At 60.3% G+C, this 20,089-nt stretch carries 16 protein-coding genes; 5 read left to right on the top strand and 11 right to left on the bottom strand.

Translation table 11 applies throughout. The features are described from left to right. Positions 1 to 6 precede the first annotated feature (6 nt). On the top strand, positions 7 to 2,700 hold the full coding sequence (locus KSS97_RS10090; RefSeq protein WP_217861558.1) for a DEAD/DEAH box helicase: 2,694 nt from the start codon (positions 7 to 9) through the stop codon (positions 2,698 to 2,700). Between the two features lie 118 nt (positions 2,701 to 2,818). Here KSS97_RS10090 and KSS97_RS10085 read toward each other — a convergent pair whose 3' ends face one another. The 3 genes from KSS97_RS10085 to KSS97_RS10075 all read right to left on the bottom strand — a co-directional run bounded on the left by KSS97_RS10085 (position 2,819) and on the right by KSS97_RS10075 (position 5,458). Further along, positions 2,819 to 3,559 carry an S-methyl-5'-thioinosine phosphorylase gene (locus tag KSS97_RS10085; RefSeq protein ID WP_181286906.1) on the bottom strand — a complete coding sequence of 247 codons (741 nt, stop codon included), beginning with the start codon at positions 3,557 to 3,559 and terminating at the stop codon, positions 2,819 to 2,821. A 10-nt stretch (positions 3,560 to 3,569) separates the two neighbouring features. After that, positions 3,570 to 4,568, bottom strand: coding sequence for a beta-N-acetylhexosaminidase (gene nagZ, locus KSS97_RS10080; RefSeq protein WP_187293324.1), 999 nt, complete (start codon positions 4,566 to 4,568; stop codon positions 3,570 to 3,572). 182 nt (positions 4,569 to 4,750) lie between these two features. Then, positions 4,751 to 5,458: a TetR/AcrR family transcriptional regulator gene (locus tag KSS97_RS10075; RefSeq protein WP_198797746.1), complete on the bottom strand. Its 708-nt coding sequence runs from the start codon at positions 5,456 to 5,458 to the stop codon at positions 4,751 to 4,753. A 240-nt stretch (positions 5,459 to 5,698) separates the two neighbouring features. Between KSS97_RS10075 and lexA the strand changes: the two genes are divergently transcribed. Then, positions 5,699 to 6,307 carry a transcriptional repressor LexA gene (lexA, locus tag KSS97_RS10070; RefSeq protein ID WP_030139954.1) on the top strand — a complete coding sequence of 203 codons (609 nt, stop codon included), beginning with the start codon at positions 5,699 to 5,701 and terminating at the stop codon, positions 6,305 to 6,307. Positions 6,308 to 6,317: 10 nt separating this feature from the next. Next, positions 6,318 to 6,791 carry an SOS-induced cell division inhibitor SulA gene (gene sulA, locus KSS97_RS10065; RefSeq protein WP_030139953.1) on the top strand — a complete coding sequence of 158 codons (474 nt, stop codon included), beginning with the start codon at positions 6,318 to 6,320 and terminating at the stop codon, positions 6,789 to 6,791. A 72-nt stretch (positions 6,792 to 6,863) separates the two neighbouring features. Here the strand turns inward: sulA and KSS97_RS10060 are convergent, their stop codons facing one another. The 7 genes from KSS97_RS10060 to KSS97_RS10030 form a co-directional block, all read right to left on the bottom strand. Beyond that, the gene (locus KSS97_RS10060; protein WP_122568400.1) at positions 6,864 to 7,097 is read right to left on the bottom strand and encodes a hypothetical protein; all 234 of its coding nucleotides are present in this window, start codon (positions 7,095 to 7,097) and stop codon (positions 6,864 to 6,866) included. Positions 7,098 to 7,203: 106 nt separating this feature from the next. Beyond that, on the bottom strand, positions 7,204 to 7,728 hold the full coding sequence (locus KSS97_RS10055; protein ID WP_030139951.1) for a DUF6586 family protein: 525 nt from the start codon (positions 7,726 to 7,728) through the stop codon (positions 7,204 to 7,206). A 208-nt stretch (positions 7,729 to 7,936) separates the two neighbouring features. After that, on the bottom strand, positions 7,937 to 10,549 hold the full coding sequence (gene topA / locus KSS97_RS10050) for a type I DNA topoisomerase (protein WP_217861557.1): 2,613 nt from the start codon (positions 10,547 to 10,549) through the stop codon (positions 7,937 to 7,939). Between the two features lie 115 nt (positions 10,550 to 10,664). Then, a complete protein-coding gene (locus tag KSS97_RS10045) occupies positions 10,665 to 10,901 on the bottom strand; it encodes a DUF1653 domain-containing protein (RefSeq protein WP_025212748.1) in 237 nt (78 codons plus the stop codon). Positions 10,902 to 11,008: 107 nt separating this feature from the next. Continuing rightward, positions 11,009 to 12,184 carry an acetyl-CoA C-acyltransferase FadA gene (fadA, locus tag KSS97_RS10040; RefSeq protein ID WP_030139949.1) on the bottom strand — a complete coding sequence of 392 codons (1,176 nt, stop codon included), beginning with the start codon at positions 12,182 to 12,184 and terminating at the stop codon, positions 11,009 to 11,011. Between the two features lie 30 nt (positions 12,185 to 12,214). Then, positions 12,215 to 14,362: a fatty acid oxidation complex subunit alpha FadB gene (gene fadB / locus KSS97_RS10035; RefSeq protein ID WP_217861556.1), complete on the bottom strand. Its 2,148-nt coding sequence runs from the start codon at positions 14,360 to 14,362 to the stop codon at positions 12,215 to 12,217. Positions 14,363 to 14,843: 481 nt separating this feature from the next. Next, complete coding sequence (locus KSS97_RS10030; protein WP_217861555.1) at positions 14,844 to 15,281, bottom strand: hypothetical protein; 438 nt, start codon at positions 15,279 to 15,281, stop codon at positions 14,844 to 14,846. A gap of 102 nt (positions 15,282 to 15,383) precedes the next feature. Here KSS97_RS10030 and KSS97_RS10025 point away from each other — a divergent pair, with 102 nt between their 5' ends. Continuing rightward, positions 15,384 to 15,824, top strand: coding sequence for a universal stress protein (locus KSS97_RS10025; RefSeq protein ID WP_030139946.1), 441 nt, complete (start codon positions 15,384 to 15,386; stop codon positions 15,822 to 15,824). 132 nt (positions 15,825 to 15,956) lie between these two features. Here the strand turns inward: KSS97_RS10025 and KSS97_RS10020 are convergent, their stop codons facing one another. Next, a complete protein-coding gene (locus tag KSS97_RS10020) occupies positions 15,957 to 17,876 on the bottom strand; it encodes an ATP-binding cassette domain-containing protein (protein ID WP_030140919.1) in 1,920 nt (639 codons plus the stop codon). Between the two features lie 214 nt (positions 17,877 to 18,090). On the opposite strand from KSS97_RS10020, the gene KSS97_RS10015 reads away from it, so the two are divergent. After that, a complete protein-coding gene (locus KSS97_RS10015) occupies positions 18,091 to 20,019 on the top strand; it encodes a transglycosylase SLT domain-containing protein (RefSeq protein ID WP_030140918.1) in 1,929 nt (642 codons plus the stop codon). Positions 20,020 to 20,089 lie beyond the last annotated feature (70 nt).

Below are 20,089 nucleotides of genomic sequence, written 5' to 3'. Positions count from 1 at the left end.
GCGCCTATGCCCTCGCCCCTGAGCAAACCCCTGGCACCTTCCTGGGTCAATCGATTCAAGGAACAAAGCCTGGAGCGTGGGCGCCGATACGCGTTGGAAAACCGCGTCAGGATCGTCGAAGCCGGCGACAGCACGATCATTGCCAGTTGCGAAGGCTCCGGTGGCAGCGTTTATCGTCAGACCATTCGTCTCAAGGAGTCAGCCAAGGGCACGTTGATCCTGCTTGAAGCGGCGTGCTCCTGTCCGGTGCGCATCAATTGCAAGCATTGCGCGGCGGTGCTGCTGCAAGTCCAGGAAACCCTGGCCTACCCTGCCGCTGAAAAAGACGCCCAGATGCTGGAAAAACTCCAGGCGGTGCTGGACAGCCGCAGCCCCAAGGCGCCGCCGCAGGTCTTGGTGGACAACGTGCAACCGGTGCCCCGCCTGTGGCTGGCGAGCATCGAATTCAGCGCCTTCGAGCCGCGCAACGGCAAGATGCAGCGCTACATCCAGCACCGCGCCGCGCTGTCGTTCAGCTACCTGGACGAATACGTCAGCGGCCAGCGCAACACCGACGTACTGATTCGCCAGGAAACCCAGACGCTGCGGATAAAACGCCACACCGATGTGGAACAATCCTACCGCGAACAACTGCGAATCCTCGGTTTCAAAATCGCGACCCGACAAAGCAAAGCCTTGCCGGAGAGCGCAGGCGAACTGTACGAAATGGTCAACGACAGTGCCTGGCTGACCTTTACCCTCAACGACCTGCCGAAACTGCGCACCCAGGGCTGGGAATTGCAGATCGATGAGGATTTCGGCTTCGACCTGACGGCAGTGGACGAATGGTACGCAACGGTCGAAGAAACGCCGGAGCGGGACTGGTTCGACCTGGAGCTGGGGATCATCGTCAACGGCGAGCGACTGAGCCTGCTGCCGATCCTGTTGAACCTGATGCGCTCGCACATCGAGCTGTTCAACCCGGAACGCCTGGCCAGGCGCCGCGACGACGAACTCATCCTGGTCAACTTGCCGCACCGTCCCAACTCGGAGTTCGGCCCACAGCAAGTGGCCCTGCCCTACGGGCGGTTGAAACCGGTGCTGGCGACCCTCGGCGAGTTCTACCTGCAAGAGCCCGGCACCACCAAGCTGCGGCTCAACAGCGCCGACGCCCTACGCCTGAATCCGTTGCAGGACATGCCGCTGCGCTGGGAAGGTGGCGAACACATACGCAGCCTCGCCCAACGCCTGCGCGACATCAAGGACTACACCGCCACCGCCCCGAAGGGCTTGAACGCAACGCTGCGCCCCTACCAGCTCGAAGGCCTGAGCTGGATGCAGTCGCTACGGCAATTGGAGGTGGGCGGCATCCTGGCGGACGACATGGGCCTGGGTAAAACCCTACAGACCCTGGCGCACATTCTCAGCGAAAAACACGCAGGCCGCCTGGACCGCCCATGCATGGTGGTGATGCCGACAAGCCTGATTCCGAACTGGCTCGATGAAGCATCGCATTTCACCCCGCAGCTCAAGGTGCTGGCCCTGTACGGTGCCGGGCGCAAGAAACACTTCGAGCGCCTGGCCGATTACGATCTGATCCTGACCACTTATGCGCTGCTGCCCAAGGACGTCGAACGCCTCAAGGCACAGCCGCTGCACGTACTGATCCTCGACGAAGCCCAGTACATCAAGAACCCCACCAGCAAAGCCGCCCAGGCCGCTCGCGAACTGGATGCCCGGCAACGGCTGTGCCTGTCCGGAACGCCATTGGAAAACCACTTGGGTGAACTCTGGTCGTTGTTTCATTTCCTATTGCCGGGCTGGCTCGGCGACATCAAAAGCTTCAACCGCGACTACCGCGTGCCGATCGAAAAGCGCGGCAGCGACGTACGATTGCAACACCTCAACGGTCGGATAAAACCTTTCTTGCTGCGCCGCACCAAGGAACAAGTCGCGACCGAACTGCCGCCCAAGACCGAGATCATCCATTGGGTCGAACTCAGCGACGCCCAGCGGGACGTCTACGAGACCATGCGCCTGGCCATGGACAAGAAAGTGCGCGACGAGATCACCCGCAAAGGCGTGGCGCGCAGCCAGATCATCATCCTCGAGGCACTGCTGAAGCTGCGCCAGGTGTGCTGCGACCTGCGCCTGATCAGCGATGCCGCCCTGCCGGCCCGAGGCAGCAGCTCGGGCAAGCTCGACAGCCTGATGGAAATGCTCGAGGAGTTGTTTGAAGAAGGCCGGCGGGTGCTGCTGTTTTCACAGTTCACCTCGATGCTGGCGCTGATCGAAGAAGAACTGAAAAAGCGCGGCGTGGAATACGCCATCCTGACCGGCCAGACCAGGGACCGTCGCACACCGGTGAAGGAATTCCAGAGCGGCAAGCGTCAGATCTTTCTGATCAGTCTGAAAGCCGGTGGCGTAGGCTTGAACCTGACAGAAGCCGACACGGTGATTCACTACGATCCGTGGTGGAACCCCGCCACCGAAAACCAGGCCACCGACCGCGCCTATCGCATTGGTCAGGAAAAACCCGTTTTCGTGTACAAACTGATTGCCCGCGGCACGGTGGAAGAAAAGATCCAACTGCTGCAGAAAGAGAAGTCCGACCTGGCGGCTGGCGTGCTGGACGGACGCGTGGCGGGAGATTGGAAATTGCAGAACGAAGACATCGAGGCGCTATTCGCCCCCCTGCCGGACAAGCTGGAGAAGCGCTAAAACCGTTTTCGTGTGGGAGCGAGCCTGCTCGCGAAGAGGCCGCCAGCCTTCAACATTCTCGCGAGCTGAGCCGCCGCCTTCGCGAGCAGGCTCGCTCCCAACTATTCCCCGGACTGTTTTAGCCCGCCATCAACACCCGCGCCAAGGTCGACTTCACCTTGCCCATTCCGTCATGCAAAGCCTGCTCGATCTCAGCCATGGTGATCACCGCAGTGGACTTGCCCGCCGCCGGATTCACCACCAGCGCCAGACAGGCGTAGTCCAACTCCAGCTCACGCGCCAGCGCCGCCTCCGGCATGCCTGTCATGCCGACGATATCGCAGCCATCGCGTTCCAGGCGGGCAATCTCGGCCACGGTTTCCAGGCGCGGCCCCTGGGTGCAGGCGTAGACGCCGTGGCTGCTATAAGCGCAGCCTTCGGCGGCCAGGGCCGCAATCAATTGCTGGCGCAGCGATTCGCTGTAGGGATAGCTGAAGTCGATGTGGGTCACCGCCTCCAGGTCATCGGCGAAATACGTATGCTGGCGACCGCTGGTGTAATCGATCAACTGGTGGGGCACGCAAAAATGCCCAGTGCCCATCGCGGCGTGGATCCCGCCCACCGCGTTGACCGCCAGGATGGCTTCGGCACCGGCCTGCTTCAGGGCCCAGAGGTTGGCGCGATAGTTCACCTGGTGCGGTGGAAAACGGTGAGGATGACCATGTCGCGCCAGGAACAGCACCTCGCGCCCGGCGTACTCGCCAATCTGCACGTCGGCCGATGGCGCGCCGTAGGGCGTCTCTACCGCGAGGGACTGGCGGATGGTCAAGCCTTCCAGCTGGGTCAGGCCGGTGCCGCCGATAATTGCGTAAACGGTCATACAAACGTCCTTAATCAATCAGTTGGGCGGCTTTCAACGCGCCGATGGCTGTCAACCAGCGTGGATCCTGGCGGTACTCGGTACTCGCATAGGCCTGGCCACGCATGCGGGCGATCCGCGCCGATGGCTTGACCTTCAAGCGCTGGGCAGCGCCCAAGGCCAATTCGGCCGCCGCGCGGTCGTTGCACACCAGGCCCATGTCACAACCGGCCGTCAGCGCGGCCTCGATGCGGTTGGCGGCATCGCCGACCACATGGGCGCCGGCCATGGAAAGATCATCACTGAAGATCACCCCATCGAACCGCAACTCGCCCCGCAGGATGTCTTGCAGCCAACGGCGGGAGAAGCCTGCCGGGCTGGCGTCCACCTGAGGATAAATGACGTGGGCCGGCATCACGGCCGCCAGTTGCTTGCCCAGCTTGGCAAACGGCACCAGGTCATGGGCGCGGATCTGTTCGAGACTGCGCTCGTCAGTAGGAATGGCAACGTGGGAGTCTGCCTCGGCCCAGCCGTGCCCAGGAAAATGCTTGCCTGTGGCCGCCATCCCCGCTGCGTTCATGCCACGAATGAAGGCTCCGGCCAACAATGCGGCACGCTCGGGATCACCTTCAAAGGAGCGGCTGCCGACCACGGCACTGCGCTGGTAATCGAGGTCCAGCACCGGGGCGAAACTCAAATCGAGACCGACCGCCAGCACTTCGGTCGCCATGATCCAGCCGCACTGTTCGGCGAGATATTCGGCGTTCGGGTTGTCGGCGATGGCCCGCATTGCCGGCAGGCGCACGAAACCCTGGCGCAGCCGCTGGACCCGCCCGCCTTCCTGGTCAACCGCCAGCAACAGGTCGGGGCGAATGGCGCGGATCGCCGCGCTCAGCTCGCGCACCTGGCGCGGGTGTTCGATGTTGCGAGCAAAAATGATCAAGCCACCCACTTCGGGTTGGCGCAACAGATGGCGATCCTCGGCCGTCAGCCAGGTACCGGCGACGTCGACCATCAACGAGCCTTGCAGGCCAGCGGTCATAGCAATTCCTTAATAACGATGGGCGCCCACGGCGACGCCTGCACGACGACACCGCCAGGCTGCATGCCCGGCAATTCGCGCATCGGCGATGAAAATTGAAACGAACTTGAAAGGAGAATCGGCATGGGCGGCTAGCTTAGCGGATGTAGCCAGCCACGCCCACCCGTCTGCTATGCCTTGGCGAGCGCCGGAGCCGACTTGCTGCGAGGACGCAATTGCGCTGCCGCCATTGCCTCGTCGGTGACACCGCTTTCGGCGCGCATGCCGGCGGCCAGGAAAGGCACCATCAGGCGCATCACTTGCTCGATCGACGTGTTCACACCGAAATCGGTTTCCGCGATGGCTCGCAGAGCCTTGATGCCGGACATGCTGAACGCCGCCGCACCGAGCATGAAATGCACGCGCCAGAACAACTCGATCGGTGGTATGCGCGGCGCAGCCTCATTGACCAGCAGCATGTAGCGGCGGAACACCTTGCCGTACATGTCTTCCAGGTAACGTCGCAGGTGGCCTTGGCTCTGGCTGAACGCCAAGCCCAGCAGGCGCATGAAAATAGACAGGTCGTTGCCGCTGCGTGGCTGAACCACGAGCGCCTGTTCGACCAGGATTTCAAGCAGTTCTTCCAGGGTTGGCTTGACGTCAGGCTTGGCCTGGCGTCGCTCCAGCTCGCGATCGAGACTCAGGCAGAACGGGCCGAGGAACCGAGAGAAAACGGCTTGGATCAGGGCTTTCTTCGAGCCGAAGTGATAATTGACCGCCGCCAGGTTTACCCCGGCCTTGCTGGTAATCAGACGCAAAGAGGTTTCAGCGAAACCTTTTTCCGCGAACAACTGCTCGGCAGCATCGAGAATGCGTTCAACGGTTTCCGACTGGGCCATGGCTACTCCGCCTGACAAACACTTGTTTGAAACATACGTTTCAGTCTTCGCGTTGTCAAGTCTGCCGGGACGTTTTGCGAACGACCGGTCAGCTATTTAACCACACCTTGCACGGGCTGTAGCCATGCCTGTCCGAGCGGCCAAGCCAACCGTCTGGCGGCCCGCTGAAAAAGGAGGATTGCCAAGCGCCGTTCACTGTATATAATCCCAGTCACTGTATAAAAAGACAGAGCGATCGATATGCTAAAGCTGACGCCACGCCAAGCAGAGATTCTGGCCTTCATCAAACGCTGCCTCGAAGACAACGGCTATCCGCCGACCCGTGCGGAAATCGCCCAGGAACTGGGCTTCAAGTCGCCCAACGCGGCCGAAGAGCACCTCAAGGCGTTGGCCCGCAAGGGTGCGATCGAAATGACGCCGGGAGCATCGCGCGGCATTCGCATCCCGGGCTTCGAAGCCAAGGCTGACGAAACCACACTGCCGATCATTGGTCGTGTAGCGGCCGGCGCTCCAATCCTCGCCCAGCAACACGTCGAGGAATCCTGCAACATCAATCCTTCCTTCTTCCATCCGAGAGCCGACTACCTCCTGCGCGTGCATGGCATGAGCATGAAGGACATCGGCATTTTTGACGGTGACCTGCTGGCTGTCCATACCACCCGCGAAGCCCGCAACGGCCAGGTCGTGGTAGCTCGAATCGGCGACGAAGTCACCGTCAAGCGCTTCAAGCGCGATGGCAGCAAGGTCTGGCTGATTGCCGAAAACCCGGAGTTCGCCCCCATCGAAGTGGACCTGAAAGATCAGGATCTTGTCATCGAAGGCTTGAGCGTTGGCGTTATTCGCCGCTAAAGGAGGCTTTATGCAATTTCCTCACACACCACAACACACACAACTTCCGCTGTTCGAGGCTTTCATGGCCCAACCGCTGGCTCCAGTCCTGAAAGAGGTCATCGAGTCGCCTTGGGGCGTCGAGCCCGAGGCGTTCAGCGAACTGTCGTTGCGTGGGGCGGCGGGGAATTGCCTGAACCTGCTGGCTCCGATCCTGAGGGAACTGAGCCAGGACCAGGATGCTCGCTGGTTGACGTTGATTGCGCCGCCTGCCAGCGTTACCCAGGCCTGGCTACGGGACGCGGGGCTTAATCGCGAGCGAATCCTGTTATTGCAACCTCGCGGCAGCCAGAGCGCGCAGCAATTAACCTGCGAAGCGTTACGCCTGGGTCGTAGCCATACGGTGGTTAGCTGGCTCAATCCACTGACTGCGACCGCTCGTCAGCAATTGATCAGCGCCGCTCGTACCGGGGACGCGCAGAGCCTGAACATTCGATTGGGCTAAGACAAACGCAGGGCTTCTCCAGGACAGAGAAGCCGGGTTGGTAAATCGACTTCAAAAAGCCGACAAACGGGGTCAATGAAGAACCCGTGGCCCCTCTTCCTTGCTGAATTCGCCTTCAACCAAGCGGCCCGCCATTTGCACGCCCACGCTAAGCATCGCCTTGGCGACTTCAACGTGCTGGCCTTGCAGGAACACCTTGGCATCTTCGGAAAAGTTCAGGGTAACCAGAGAACCCTCGTCTTCAGCCCTGCGCAGCTCGATGCGGCCGTCAGGAAGTTCGACGATTTCTAGAAAGGACGTTGGCATAAAAGTCTGTTCTCCACGAAAGGCGGGAATTATATAGTCATCGGTCAGGCTTCGCTCGGGATCTTGACCAAGTGTCGTTAGCGAACATTGCAAGCCGAGTGAAAACTCAGCATTCATTCAGCCCCTCTCGAAAGCGAATTGCCAGGCTTTTCAGGTTCTGGCGCCAGCTTTCCAGCTCTTCCCGGCTCAACGGCTGTTCGGACTCTTGTTCATCAAGATTGACCGCCATGATCAACGGCTGGGTCACGTCCCCCTTTGGCTGGCGAGGGGCCCGTGGTGGCTGGAACAGTGCCGCATGGGCCGCCAGCAGCTTGGCCAGCCAGGTTTCCGGGTTCTGGGCCAGCTCGACCATCTCAGCCAGTTCGGGGATCGCAACGGTTTCCAGCACCTCACGCGTCAACATCAGCTCGGCGCGCGAAGCACTTGCCTGGGGCAAGCGATAGAAACCGGCGATTTCATGGCAAAGACCCAACAGCGCGCCATACAGGTGAAACAGCACTGACTCACGCCCCGCCTGGATCAGCGCCGGGGAATTCATGGTGCGCCCCTCCTCGGCCCTGGCGAGCGCTTCAAGCGACAGGCCGGCGAAATAAATCTTCTGGTTGGTGCGGGTATAGAGTTCGTGGGCCATGGCGGCATTCTCCCCAACGAAATAAAAGCGTCACGCAGGTGCGACAGTGTCGTGGATGAACCAAAGCCACTGCAAGCCAAAAACAAAAAGGCCGCATGAAAACCTACGGGTTGTCATGCGGCCTTTTACTTGCCTGCAATTGCAAGGGACCGCTACGGCGTCCAACGGGAGCAAGCTCCCTCGCCATAAAACCCCTTACATCGCTCAGTCAGCGCTTGTCTTCAATGGTCCATTTACCGCCGTCGTAATATGCCTTCCAGCCAGTAGGCTTGCCGTCGACCTCGGTCTGCACATATTGCTCCTTGGTCTTGCGGCTGTAGCGAATCACTGCGGGGCGGCCGTCCGGATCCTTCTGCGGTGCGTCGCAGAGGAAATGATACTTCGGATCGATCTCGTCCTTGTGCGGCAGGATTTCAATCACCAACGGTGCCCGAGTCTCACGATTCTTCGGGAATTGGCTGGCGGCCAGGAACAGACCGGATGCACCGTCGCGCAGGATGTAGGTGTCGTTGACCTTCTCGCACTTGAGTTCGGGCATCTTCACCGGATCCATCTTCGGCGGCGCCGCGTCACCGCTCTTGAGCAGCTTGCGGGTGTTCTTGCAGGTCGGGTTGGTGCAACCGAAGAACTTGCCGAAACGGCCGGTCTTGAGCTGCATCTCGCTGCCGCACTTGTCACATTCCAGGCTCGGGCCTTCATAGCCCTTGATGCGATAAGTGCCCTCCTCGATCTCGTAGCCGGCGCAATCCGGATTGTTACCGCAGATGTGCAGCTTGCGCTTTTCATCCAACAGGTAAGCATCCATCGCCGTGCTGCAGATCGGGCAACGGTGCTTGCCGCGCAGGACCAGGGATTCCGACTCACCCTCATCGTCCGCAGCGATTTCGTCACCCGGCACGAGGTTGACCGTCGCCTTGCAGCGCTCCTTCGGCGGCAGGCTGTAGCCCGAGCAACCGAGGAACACGCCGGTCGAGGCGGTACGGATCTGCATCGGGCGACCGCAGGTCAGGCACGGAATATCGGTCATGACCGGCTGGTTGGCACGCATGCCATCGTCCGGACTTTCGGCCACTTCGAGTTTTTTCTTGAAGTCGCCGTAGAACTCGTCGAGCACATTCTTCCAGTCCCGCTCGCCCTGGGCCACATCGTCCAGGTTCTCTTCCATGCCCGCGGTGAAACCGTAGTCCATCAGGTTCGAGAAGCTTTCGGAGAGACGCTCGGTAACGATGTCCCCCATCTTTTCCGAATAGAAACGACGGTTGTGCAACGTCACGTAGCCGCGATCCTGGATGGTGGAAATGATCGCAGCGTAGGTCGAAGGACGACCGATGCCACGTTTTTCCATTTCCTTGACCAGGCTGGCTTCCGAGTATCGTGCTGGCGGCTTGGTGAAGTGCTGCGTCGGATCCACCTTGATCAGCTTCATCACGTCGCCCTGGGCCATGTCCGGCAGGACATCGTCATCGCCTGGCTTGGTGATTTGCGGCATGACGCGGGTGTAACCGTCGAACTTCAGGATGCGGCCTTTGGCGCGCAGCTCGAAGTCGCCAGCACCGACGCTGACGGTGGTCGACAGGTATTGCGCTGGCAGCATCTGGCAGGCCAGGAACTGGCGCCAGATCAGCTCGTAGAGACGCTCGGCGTCGCGCTCCATGCCCGACAGCTTGCTTGGCTCGGTATTGGCATCGGATGGACGAATCGCTTCGTGAGCCTCCTGCGCGCCTTCCTTGCTGCTGTAGACGTTCGGCGTGTCCGGCAGGTATTTCTTGCCGAACTCGCTTTCTATATAAGTGCGCGCCATCGCCACGGCATCGGCCGAGAGGTTGGTCGAGTCGGTACGCATGTACGTGATGTAGCCCGCTTCGTACAGACGCTGGGCCATCATCATGGTTTTCTTCACACCGAAGCCCAGGCGGTTGCTCGCGGCCTGCTGCAAGGTGGAAGTAATGAACGGTGCGGAAGGCTTGCTGCTGGTCGGCTTGTCTTCGCGCTTGACGATGCTGTAGCTCGAAGCCTTGAGTTTCTCCAGCGCCGCCATGGCCTGGGCTTCGTTGAGCGGCTTGAAGGCTTCGCCTTTCTCGCGGGCCACTTCGAAGCGCACGGTAGCGCCCTTGGCGGTGCCGAGATCAGCGTGGACTTCCCAATACTCCTCTGGAATGAACGCGCGGATTTCCCGCTCGCGCTCCACCACCAGCTTCACCGCAACCGACTGCACGCGACCGGCCGACAGGCCGCGGGCGATCTTGGCCCACAACAAGGGCGAGACCATGTAGCCCACGACGCGGTCAAGGAAGCGACGCGCCTGTTGGGCGTTGACCCGATCGATGTCCAGCTCGCCGGGCTGGGAGAAGGCTTCCTGGATGGCCTTCTTGGTGATTTCGTTGAACACCACGCGCTTGTAGCGGCTGTCATCCCCACCGATGGCTTCGCGCAGGTGCCAGGCAATGGCTTCCCCTTCGCGGTCCAAGTCCGTCGCGAGATAGATGGTGTCGGCATCCTTGGCGAGCCGACGCAGTTCTTCGATGACCTTTTCCTTGCCTGGGAGGATCTCGTACTTGGCTTTCCAGCCATGTTCCGGATCGACGCCCATGCGTGAGACCAGCTGCTTGCGCGCCTTGTCTTTCGGCGACAGCGCCGGCGCTTCACCAGCGGCCGCCTTGCCACGCTTGGCGGCAGGCTCCTTGCTGGCGCTAGCCGAACCGCTGGTGGGCAGGTCTCGGATATGGCCGATACTCGACTTCACCACGTATTGGTTGCCCAGATACTTGTTGATGGTCTTGGCCTTAGCCGGGGATTCCACAATGACCAGCGATTTGCCCATGGATCAGAAAATTCCTGAATTCTAAAAAGTGAAAGGCGGTTGGCGCCTGACGCGGCACCGCTATATATAGTGGCTGCAAGGTGAGGTCAAGGGCGGGGGCTCCCCCAGGTCGGCCTCAAGGCTTGGAAAAAATGCTCTCCTCGGCCTGCACCAAAGCAAAGCGTGGCACCTGTTCGCCGTCAACCTCGACCGACTCCTGGAACATGCTCAAGGGACGCACCCAAAAGCCGTAATCGCCATACAGGGCTTGATAGAAGACCACTTCTTCCTCGGTCTCGGAATGCCGCGCGATGCTGAAAACGCGGTACTGCGGACCTTTGTAATGTTGGTAGAGCCCAGGTTGTATCGGCATGCGTTGGCCCTCACTCAAATTTTTTCAAAATAAAAACAAAATCTTTTTTACTAAACCCGAAAAACAAAAACCGGGGCACTTGGCCCCGGCTTCCATCAACGCAACGCTTAGACGCGTTCGAAGACAGTGGCGATGCCCTGGCCGAGGCCAATGCACATGGTGGACACCCCAAACGTGCCGCCGTTCTGCTTCATGACGTTGAGCAGCGTGCCGGAGATACGCGCGCCGGAGCAACCGAACGGGTGACCCAGGGCGATCGCGCCGCCGTGCAGGTTAACCTTCTCGTTCATCTTGTCGAGCACTTTCAAATCTTTCAGCACGGGCAAGGCCTGTGCGGCGAAAGCTTCGTTGAGCTCGAAGAAGTCGATATCGGTAATGCTCAGCCCCGCACGCTTCAAGGCTTTCTGCGTGGCCGGTACTGGACCATAGCCCATGATCGCCGGATCCACACCCGCGACAGCCATCGAACGAATCACTGCCATCGGCTGGATGCCCAGGTCCTGGGCACGCTGGGCCGACATCACGATCATGCACGAGGCACCGTCGGTGATCTGCGACGAAGTACCCGCCGTCACGGTGCCGCCCTTGGGGTTGAAGGCCGGCTTCAAGGTCGCCAGGCTTTCCAGGGTGGTCTCCGGACGAATGGTTTCGTCGTAGTCGAACAGCTTCAGGAAGCCGTTCTCGTCGTAACCCTGCATCGGGATGATTTCATCCTTGAACTTGCCTTCCACGGTCGCCTTGTGGGCGAGTTGGTGGGAGCGCACGCCAAAGGCGTCCTGTTGTTCGCGGGTAATGCCATGCATCTTGCCGAGCATTTCCGCGGTCAGGCCCATCATGCCCGAGGCTTTTGCCGCGTACAGCGACATGTGCGGGTTCGGATCGACACCGTGCATCATGCTCACGTGGCCCATGTGCTCGACACCGCCGACGACGAATACGTCGCCGTTGCCGGTCATGATCGCCTGGGCGGCAGTGTGCAGCGCGCTCATGGACGAACCGCACAGGCGGCTGACGGTCTGGCCAGCGGCGGTGTGAGGGATCTGGGTCATCAGCGAAGCCATGCGGGCGATGTTCCAGCCCTGCTCCAGGGTCTGGTTCACACAGCCCCAGATCACGTCCTCGACCTCGTTGGGGTCGACCTTGACGTTGCGTTCCAGCAGTTTGCTGATCAGGTGCGCCGACATGTCTTCGGCGCGGGTATTGCGGTGCATGCCGCCCTTGGAGCGGCCCATCGGCGTACGACCGAAGTCGACAATCACGACGTCTCTAGGATTCAAGCTCATAAATGTTCTCTCGCTCTAGTCGTTGGGCGCTTAACCGAAGAAGCTCTGGCCGTTCTTGGCCATTTCACGCAGCTTCGCGGTCGGGTGGTAGAGCGCGCCCAGATCAGCGTACTGGTCAGCCAGGGCAACGAACTCGGCCACACCGATCGAATCGATGTAGCGCAGCGCACCGCCACGGAATGGAGGGAAACCGATGCCGTAGACCAGACCCATGTCGGCTTCGGCGGCGGTTTCGACAATGCCATCTTCCAGGCAACGCACGGTTTCCAGGCACAGCGGGATCATCATCCAGTTGATGATGTCCTCGTCGGTGACTTCGCGCTGCTCGTAGACGATCGGCTTGAGCACTTCCAGCACCGACGAGTCGGCGACTTTCTTTTGCTTGCCGCGCTTGTCGGTCTCATAGGCGTAGAAGCCCTTGCCATTCTTCTGGCCGAGGCGCTTGACTTCGTAGAGCACGTCGACGGCCGAACGGCGGTCGTCCTTCATGCGGTCCGGGAAGCCTTCGGCCATGACATCGCGACCGTGGTGGCCGGTGTCGATGCCGACCACGTCCATCAGGTACGCCGGGCCCATCGGCCAGCCGAATTTTTCCATGATCTTGTCGATGCGCACGAAGTCCACGCCGGCACTGACCAACTTGGCAAAACCGCCGAAATACGGGAACAGCACGCGGTTGACCAGGAAGCCCGGGCAGTCGTTGACGACGATCGGGTTCTTGCCCATTTTCTTGGCGTAGGCCACGGTGGTGGCGATCGCCAGTTCGCTCGATTTTTCGCCACGGATGACTTCCACCAGCGGCATCATGTGCACCGGGTTGAAGAAGTGCATGCCGACGAAGTTTTCCGGACGCTTGAGGGCCTTGGCCAACAGCGAAATGGAAATGGTCGAGGTGTTCGAGGCGAGGATGGTGTCCTCTTTGACTTTGTCTTCGACTTCAGCCAGTACCGCTTGCTTGACCTTCGGGTTCTCGACGACGGCTTCGACCACCAGGTCGACATGGCCGAAATCGCCGTAGGACAGCGTAGGACGTATGCCGTTGAGCACTTCAGCCATTTTCGCGGCGGTCATGCGGCCTTTGTCGACGCGGCCGACCAGCAGCTTGGCAGCTTCCGCCAGACCCTGCTCGATGCCGTGTTCGTTGATGTCCTTCATCAGGATCGGCGTGCCTTTGGACGCCGACTGGTAGGCGATACCGCCACCCATGATGCCGGCGCCGAGCACGGCGGCCTGCTTCACGTCGCGGGCGATTTCGTCATAGGCCTTGGCCTTTTTCTTCAGTTCCTGGTCATTGAGGAACAGACCGATCAGGCTCTGCGCGGCGGAGGTCTTGGCCAGTTTCACGAAGCCGGCGGCCTCGACTTCCAAGGACTTGTCGCGACCGAAATTCGCGGCTTTCTGGATGGTCTTGATCGCTTCGACCGGCGCCGGGTAGTTCGGGCCCGCCTGACCGGCTACGAAACCCTTGGCGGTTTCGAAGGCCATCATTTGTTCAATGGCGTTGAGCTTGAGTTTTTCAAGCTTCGGCTGGCGCTTGGCCTTGTAGTCGAACTCACCGCTGATGGCGCGTTTGACAGTCTCAAGCGCCGCTTCCTGGAGCTTGCCTGGTTCAACCACGGCGTCTACGGCACCGACCTTCAGCGCGTCTTCGGCACGGTTTTCCTTGCCAGCGGCAATCCATTCGATGGCGTTGTCGGCACCAATCAGGCGCGGCAGGCGCACGGTACCGCCAAAGCCTGGGTAGATGCCCAGCTTGACTTCCGGCAGGCCGATCTTGGCCGTGGTGGACATGACACGGTAATCCGCCGCCAGGCACATTTCCAGGCCGCCACCCAGGGCGATGCCATTGATGGCCACGACGGTCGGTACGTTGAGGTCTTCGAAGTCGCTGAAGATACGGTTCGCTTCGAGGTTGCCAGCGATCAGTTCGGCATCGGGCAGCTTGAAGTTGTCGACGAATTCGGTGATGTCGGCGCCGACGATGAACACGTCCTTGCCACTGCTGACGATCACACCCTTGATCGAAGCATCTGCCTTGATAGTGTCCACGGCCTGACGCAATTCATTCAGGGTTAGACGGTTGAACTTGTTGACGGACTCACCCTTGAGGTCGAATTTCAATTCGACGATGCCACTTTCAAGAGCCTTAACCGTGATGGCTTTACCTTCGTAAATCATCAACTGATCTCCACGATATGGAAGCTGAACAGTACACGTTGGACGCTGACCACTGGTTCGGCATTGACATTACCGTCGATGCTACGCCAATCCGCCAGGCACACCCGTCAACGCGATAGTCGGGGTCTGTAGGAGCGTTCCGATACAAACGCTCAATTCATACGCCCGTTTGATTTGGGTACGTCACCTTCACGGAATTTCCGACAATTGTCAATCGCCCTAAACAAGCGTTTGAACGGGACTCCCCGGTCATTTCCGTACCGCACGGATCCGCAACACGGCGCTGCATGAGCAACCATTCATAGAATCAATAATTAGAAAAGTCGCCCTAATTCCAACCGCAACGGATTCAACCGACTACGCTGGTGACAAAGCATTTGAGCGCTTTATGCGAAGGTCGTTTCGAATGAACGACCTGAAGACATGTTTACCGGCCTGCCTGGCCACCCAGCCCGATGAATCTGTCGGGCTTTTTTATGCGTCAAGCCAACGCCTTGAGCACCGCTGAAATGTCCTGCAAGACACTGGCGTCGCCTTTTTCGCCCCAGTACAGCGCAATCATCTGCCGGTCAGCCTCGACCTTGTAGACATTGGCCGGCAATGTCCTGAAATGACTGAGCAACGATTCATCCTGGCAGGTTTCCTGCCATTGATTCACCCACACACCAGGCGCCTTTTGCCAATAACTCCAACTGGCCGGCTGATTGCCCCGCCGGGCTCGGTGGTATTGCGCACACGGGTTTGGCGGCTGCTGGCCAAGCCAGTGAGGCCAGTCCTGCGGAGTCAATTGCATGGCCAGCCCGAGACGTCGCGCCTCCATCCGAAGGGCCATGCGCCCGTTCTGTGCACGGGACGGCCGCAACCATGCCAGAGGGCTTAATACCACCAACAGGATTGACACCACTATCCAGACCGTCATATCTGTACTCCCGAATTCTGATGAGCCCGTTGACCTGCGTCGCCGTCAATGCGCTTGAAACCAGCCATACTTACCGTATCGCCATTCTCTGGAGTGCTTTCCATGTACTACGAACACATCCTGGTCGCCGTCGACCTTACTGAAGAATGCGATCCAGTCGTCAAGCGAGCCCTCGCCCTGTGCGAAGGCCGGGAAAACAAACTGTCGCTGGTGCACATCGTCGAACCGATGGCCATGGCCTTCGGCGGTGACGTTCCGATGGATCTTTCCCAGTTGCAGCAGCAACAGTTCGATCAAGCCAAGGAACGTCTTGACCGGCTGATCGTGAAATATCCTGCGTTGAAAAAGGAGAACAGCCACCTGACCTACGGCCAGCCGCGCCAGGAGATCCATCACCTGGCCAAGGAACAGGGCTGCGACCTGATCGTCGTCGGCAGCCATGGCCGCCACGGTTTGGCATTGTTGCTTGGCTCCACCGCCAACGATGTGCTGCATGGCGCGCCTTGCGATGTGCTGGCTGTGCACCTGATCAAGCGCACATAAACCCCAGACCCTGACCTTGTGGGAGCGAGCTTGCTCGCGATAGCGGTGTGACAGTCAGCATCAATGCTGCTGATCTACCGCTATCGCGAGCAAGCTCGCTCCCACAGGGACCGGGATTTCTATCTCAAGAGATCAAGCGTCCAGCTCGGCCCAGCGCTCGACCAATGCATCCAGCTCGGTCTGCAGCTGTTCCAACTGCGCGATAACCTTGGCGGTTTCGGCAGCAGGCCGCTGGTAGAATCCCGCGTCGGCCATCTCGGCCTCCACCGCGGCAATCTGCTGCTCCTTCGCGTCGATATCGCCTGGCAGGGCTTCCAGCTCACGCTGCAGCTTGTAGCTGAGCTTTTTCTTCGCCGGGACCGGCGCGGCAGCGGTGGCAACCGGCGCCGGCTCGGCCTTGACGACCGCCGAATTCAGGTCGGCCTTGCCCGACTTGCTCTCCGTCACGCCCAGCAGGCGCGGCGAGCCGCCCTGGCGCAGCCAATCCTGGTAGCCGCCGACATATTCGCGAACCAACCCTTCACCTTCGAACACCAGGGTGCTGGTGACCACGTTGTCGAGGAAGGCCCGGTCGTGACTGACCATCAGCACGGTGCCGTTGAAGGTCAACAGCACCTCTTCCAGCAGCTCGAGGGTTTCCACGTCGAGGTCGTTGGTCGGTTCGTCGAGTACCAGCAGGTTCGCTGGCTTGCTGAACAGCTTGGCCAGTAACAGACGGGCGCGCTCACCACCTGACAGCGCCTTGACCGGCGTACGGGCACGCTGGGGGCTGAACAGGAAATCGCCGAGATAACTCAATACGTGGCGGCTCTGGCCATCGATGTCGATGAAATCGCGACCTTCGGCCACGTTGTCGATCACGGTCTTTTCCAGGTCCAACTGATGGCGCAACTGGTCGAAGTAGGCGACATCGATCTTCGTCCCCTCTTCCACTTTGCCACTGGTCGGCACCAGGCCACCGAGCATCAGCTTGAGCAACGTGGTCTTGCCGGTACCGTTGGCACCGAGCAGGCCGATCCGGTCGCCGCGCTGCAGGACCATGGAGAAATCCTTGATCAGGAACGGGCCGTCCGGGTGAGCAAAGCTGACGTTCTCCAGCACCATGACCTGCTTGCCGGATTTATCTGCCGTTTCCAGCTGGATATTGGCCTTGCCGGTGCGCTCACGGCGTTCACTGCGCTCGACGCGCAGAGCCTTGAGGGCACGCACGCGCCCTTCGTTACGGGTGCGTCGGGCCTTGATGCCCTGGCGGATCCAGACCTCTTCCTGGGCCAGGCGCTTGTCGAACAACGCATTGGCGGTTTCTTCCGCTGCCAGCGCCGCTTCCTTGTGCACCAGGAAACTGGCGTAGTCGCCGTTCCAGTCGATCAGGCCGCCACGATCCAGTTCGAGAATGCGGGTTGCCAGGTTCTGCAGGAAAGAACGGTCGTGGGTGATGAACAGCACCGCCCCCTGGAAGTCTTTCAACGCTTCTTCAAGCCAGGCGATGGCGCCGATGTCCAGGTGGTTGGTCGGTTCGTCGAGCAGCAGCAGGTCCGGCTCGGACACCAGGGCCTGGGCCAGCAGGACGCGACGACGCCAGCCACCGGACAGCTCCGCCAGGGTCTTGTCGGCCGGCAGTTGCAAACGGCTCAGCGTGCTGTCGACCAATTGCTGCAGGCGCCAGCCATCACGGGCTTCGAGGTCGTGCTGGACGTGCATCAACTTGTCCAGGTCGGCATCGGTGACGATGTTCTGGCTCAGGTGGTGATATTCAGCCAACAACGCGCCGACGCCATCCAGGCCCTCGGCGACTACGTCGAATACAGTCCGCTCGTCGGCCACCGGCAGTTCCTGGGGCAATTCGCCGATTTTCAGGCCGGGCGCGCGCCAGACAGAGCCATCGTCAGGCTTCTGGTCGCCCTTGACCAGCTTCATCATGCTGGACTTGCCAGTGCCGTTGCGGCCGATGATGCACACCCGCTCTCCACGGGCGATCTGCCAGGACACCTTGTCCAACAACGGCATCGCGCCGAAAGCAAGGGACACATCGCTGAATTTGAGCAGGGTCATGAGCTTCTCCAAAAACCGGGCGCGCATTCTACCTGAGAAGAGACCTCAAAGGTCCGTCAATTTCGTCGCCGAAGCACTCTGTACAACAAATGTCGCGAAGTTTTGCCAACGGCCCCGCAAAGCTTTCGCCGGTTGCTGGCAAAAGGCTAAGCTACAGCCAGTTACCCTCGGTTTCCCCTTGGGCTTGTCATGTTTTTTTCTGCCCGGACGTATCATGCGCAGTCGCCTTTTCAGTGTCTTATCTTGTTTATTTGTGTGTGCCACTGCCGTTCAATCCGCCCAGGCGGTGGATATCTCTACCCAGCGCCAGTACTACGATGAGGCCAAACGTGCCTTGGCCAAAGGTGATTCAGGCCCGTATTTTCGCTACAGCCAGGCCCTGCGCGATTATCCGCTGGAGCCGTACCTGGCCTATGACGAACTGACCGCTCGCCTCAAGAGCGCGAGCAATCCCGAAATCGAGAAATTTCTCGCCGAGCACGGCGACCTGCCCCAGGCCAACTGGATGAAGCTGCGCTGGTTGCGCTGGCTGGCGGAACGGGGCGACTGGGCGACCTTCGTCAAATACTACGACCCCAAACTCAACTTCACCGAACTGGACTGCCTCAACGCCCAATACCAGCTCGAACACGGGCAGAAGGCCGAAGGCTACGCCGCCACGGAAAAACTCTGGCTCAGCGGCAAGTCCCAGCCAGCCACCTGCGATGCGCTGTTTGGCGTGTGGGCTGCACAAGGCCAACTGACCGAGCAGAAACGCTGGGAGCGAACCAAGCTGGCCGCCCAGGCGCGCAATTACCCCTTGGCCAACAGTCTGGTCAGCGGCCTGACCACCCTGGCTCCCCGGGGCAAACTACTGGTCGACGTCGCGCAGAAGCCCGAGTTGCTCAACCAGCCTTCACGCTTCACGCCCGCCGATGAGCCGATGTCCGACATCGTCAGCCTTGGCCTGCGTCGCCTGGCGCGCCAGGACCCGGAAAAAGCCATGACGCTGCTGGACGGCTACGCCAGCACCATGCGTTTCTCCCGGGATGAGAAAGTCGCCATTGCTCGGGAAATCGGCCTGACCCTGGCCAAGCGCTTCGACAGTCGCGCCTTGGACGTCATGACCAAATACGATCCGGAACTGCGGGACGACACCGTGTCGGAATGGCGCTTGCGCCTGTTGCTGCGCCTGGCCCGCTGGGACGATGCCTATCAACTGACCCGTCGCCTGCCCGAGTCGCTGGCCTCCACCAATCGCTGGCGCTACTGGCAGGCCCGCAGCCTGGAACTGGCGCAGCCGCAGAATCCCGAAGCGCTGACACTCTATAAACACCTGGCCCGCGAACGGGACTTCTATGGGTTCCTGGCCGCCGACCGCTCCCAATCACCCTACTCGCTGACCAACAAGCCACTGGTCATGAGCCAGGCGCTGATCAACAAGGTGCGCAATACGCCCGGCGTCCGCCGAGCGCTGGAGTTTCACGCCCGGGGCGACATCGTCGATGGGCGTCGCGAGTGGTATCACGTCAGCCGGCATTTCAACCGGGACGAAATGGTCGCCCAGGCAAAACTGGCCTACGACTTGAAATGGTATTTCCCGGCCATCCGCACCATCAGCCAGGCCAAGTACTGGGATGACTTGGACATCCGCTTCCCGATGGCGCACCGCGACACGCTGGTGCGCGAAGCCAAGATCCGCGGCTTGCATCCGAGCTGGGCGTTCGCCATCACCCGGCAGGAAAGCGCCTTCATGGACGACGCCCGCTCCGGTGTCGGTGCCAGCGGCCTCATGCAGTTGATGCCTGGCACCGCCAAGGAGACCGCACGCAAGTTCAACATCCCCCTGGCATCGCCCCAGCAAGTCCTGAACCCGGACAAGAACATCCAGCTTGGCGCGGCCTACCTGAGCCAGGTCCACAGCCAATTCAACGGCAACCGCGTCCTCGCCTCCGCCGCGTACAACGCCGGGCCTGGCCGCGTTCGCCAGTGGCTGCGCGGCGCGGACCACCTGAGCTTCGACGTCTGGGTCGAAAGCATTCCCTTCGACGAAACCCGCCAGTACGTGCAGAACGTACTGTCCTATTCGGTGATCTACGGCCAGAAACTCAACTCGCCGCAGCCGCTGGTGGACTGGCATGAGCGGTATTTTGATGATCAGTGAGTATTAGCGAGACGCTGTTCCTGAGAAGAAAAAATGCCCGCATCGAAAGATGCGGGCATTTTTGGTCGGT

Source organism: Pseudomonas alvandae (assembly GCF_019141525.1).
In the GTDB taxonomy this organism is placed as follows: domain Bacteria; phylum Pseudomonadota; class Gammaproteobacteria; order Pseudomonadales; family Pseudomonadaceae; genus Aquipseudomonas; species Aquipseudomonas alvandae.
Note: the sequence above shows the minus strand (reverse complement) of the source record. Positions and strands in the feature narration are given on the sequence as shown.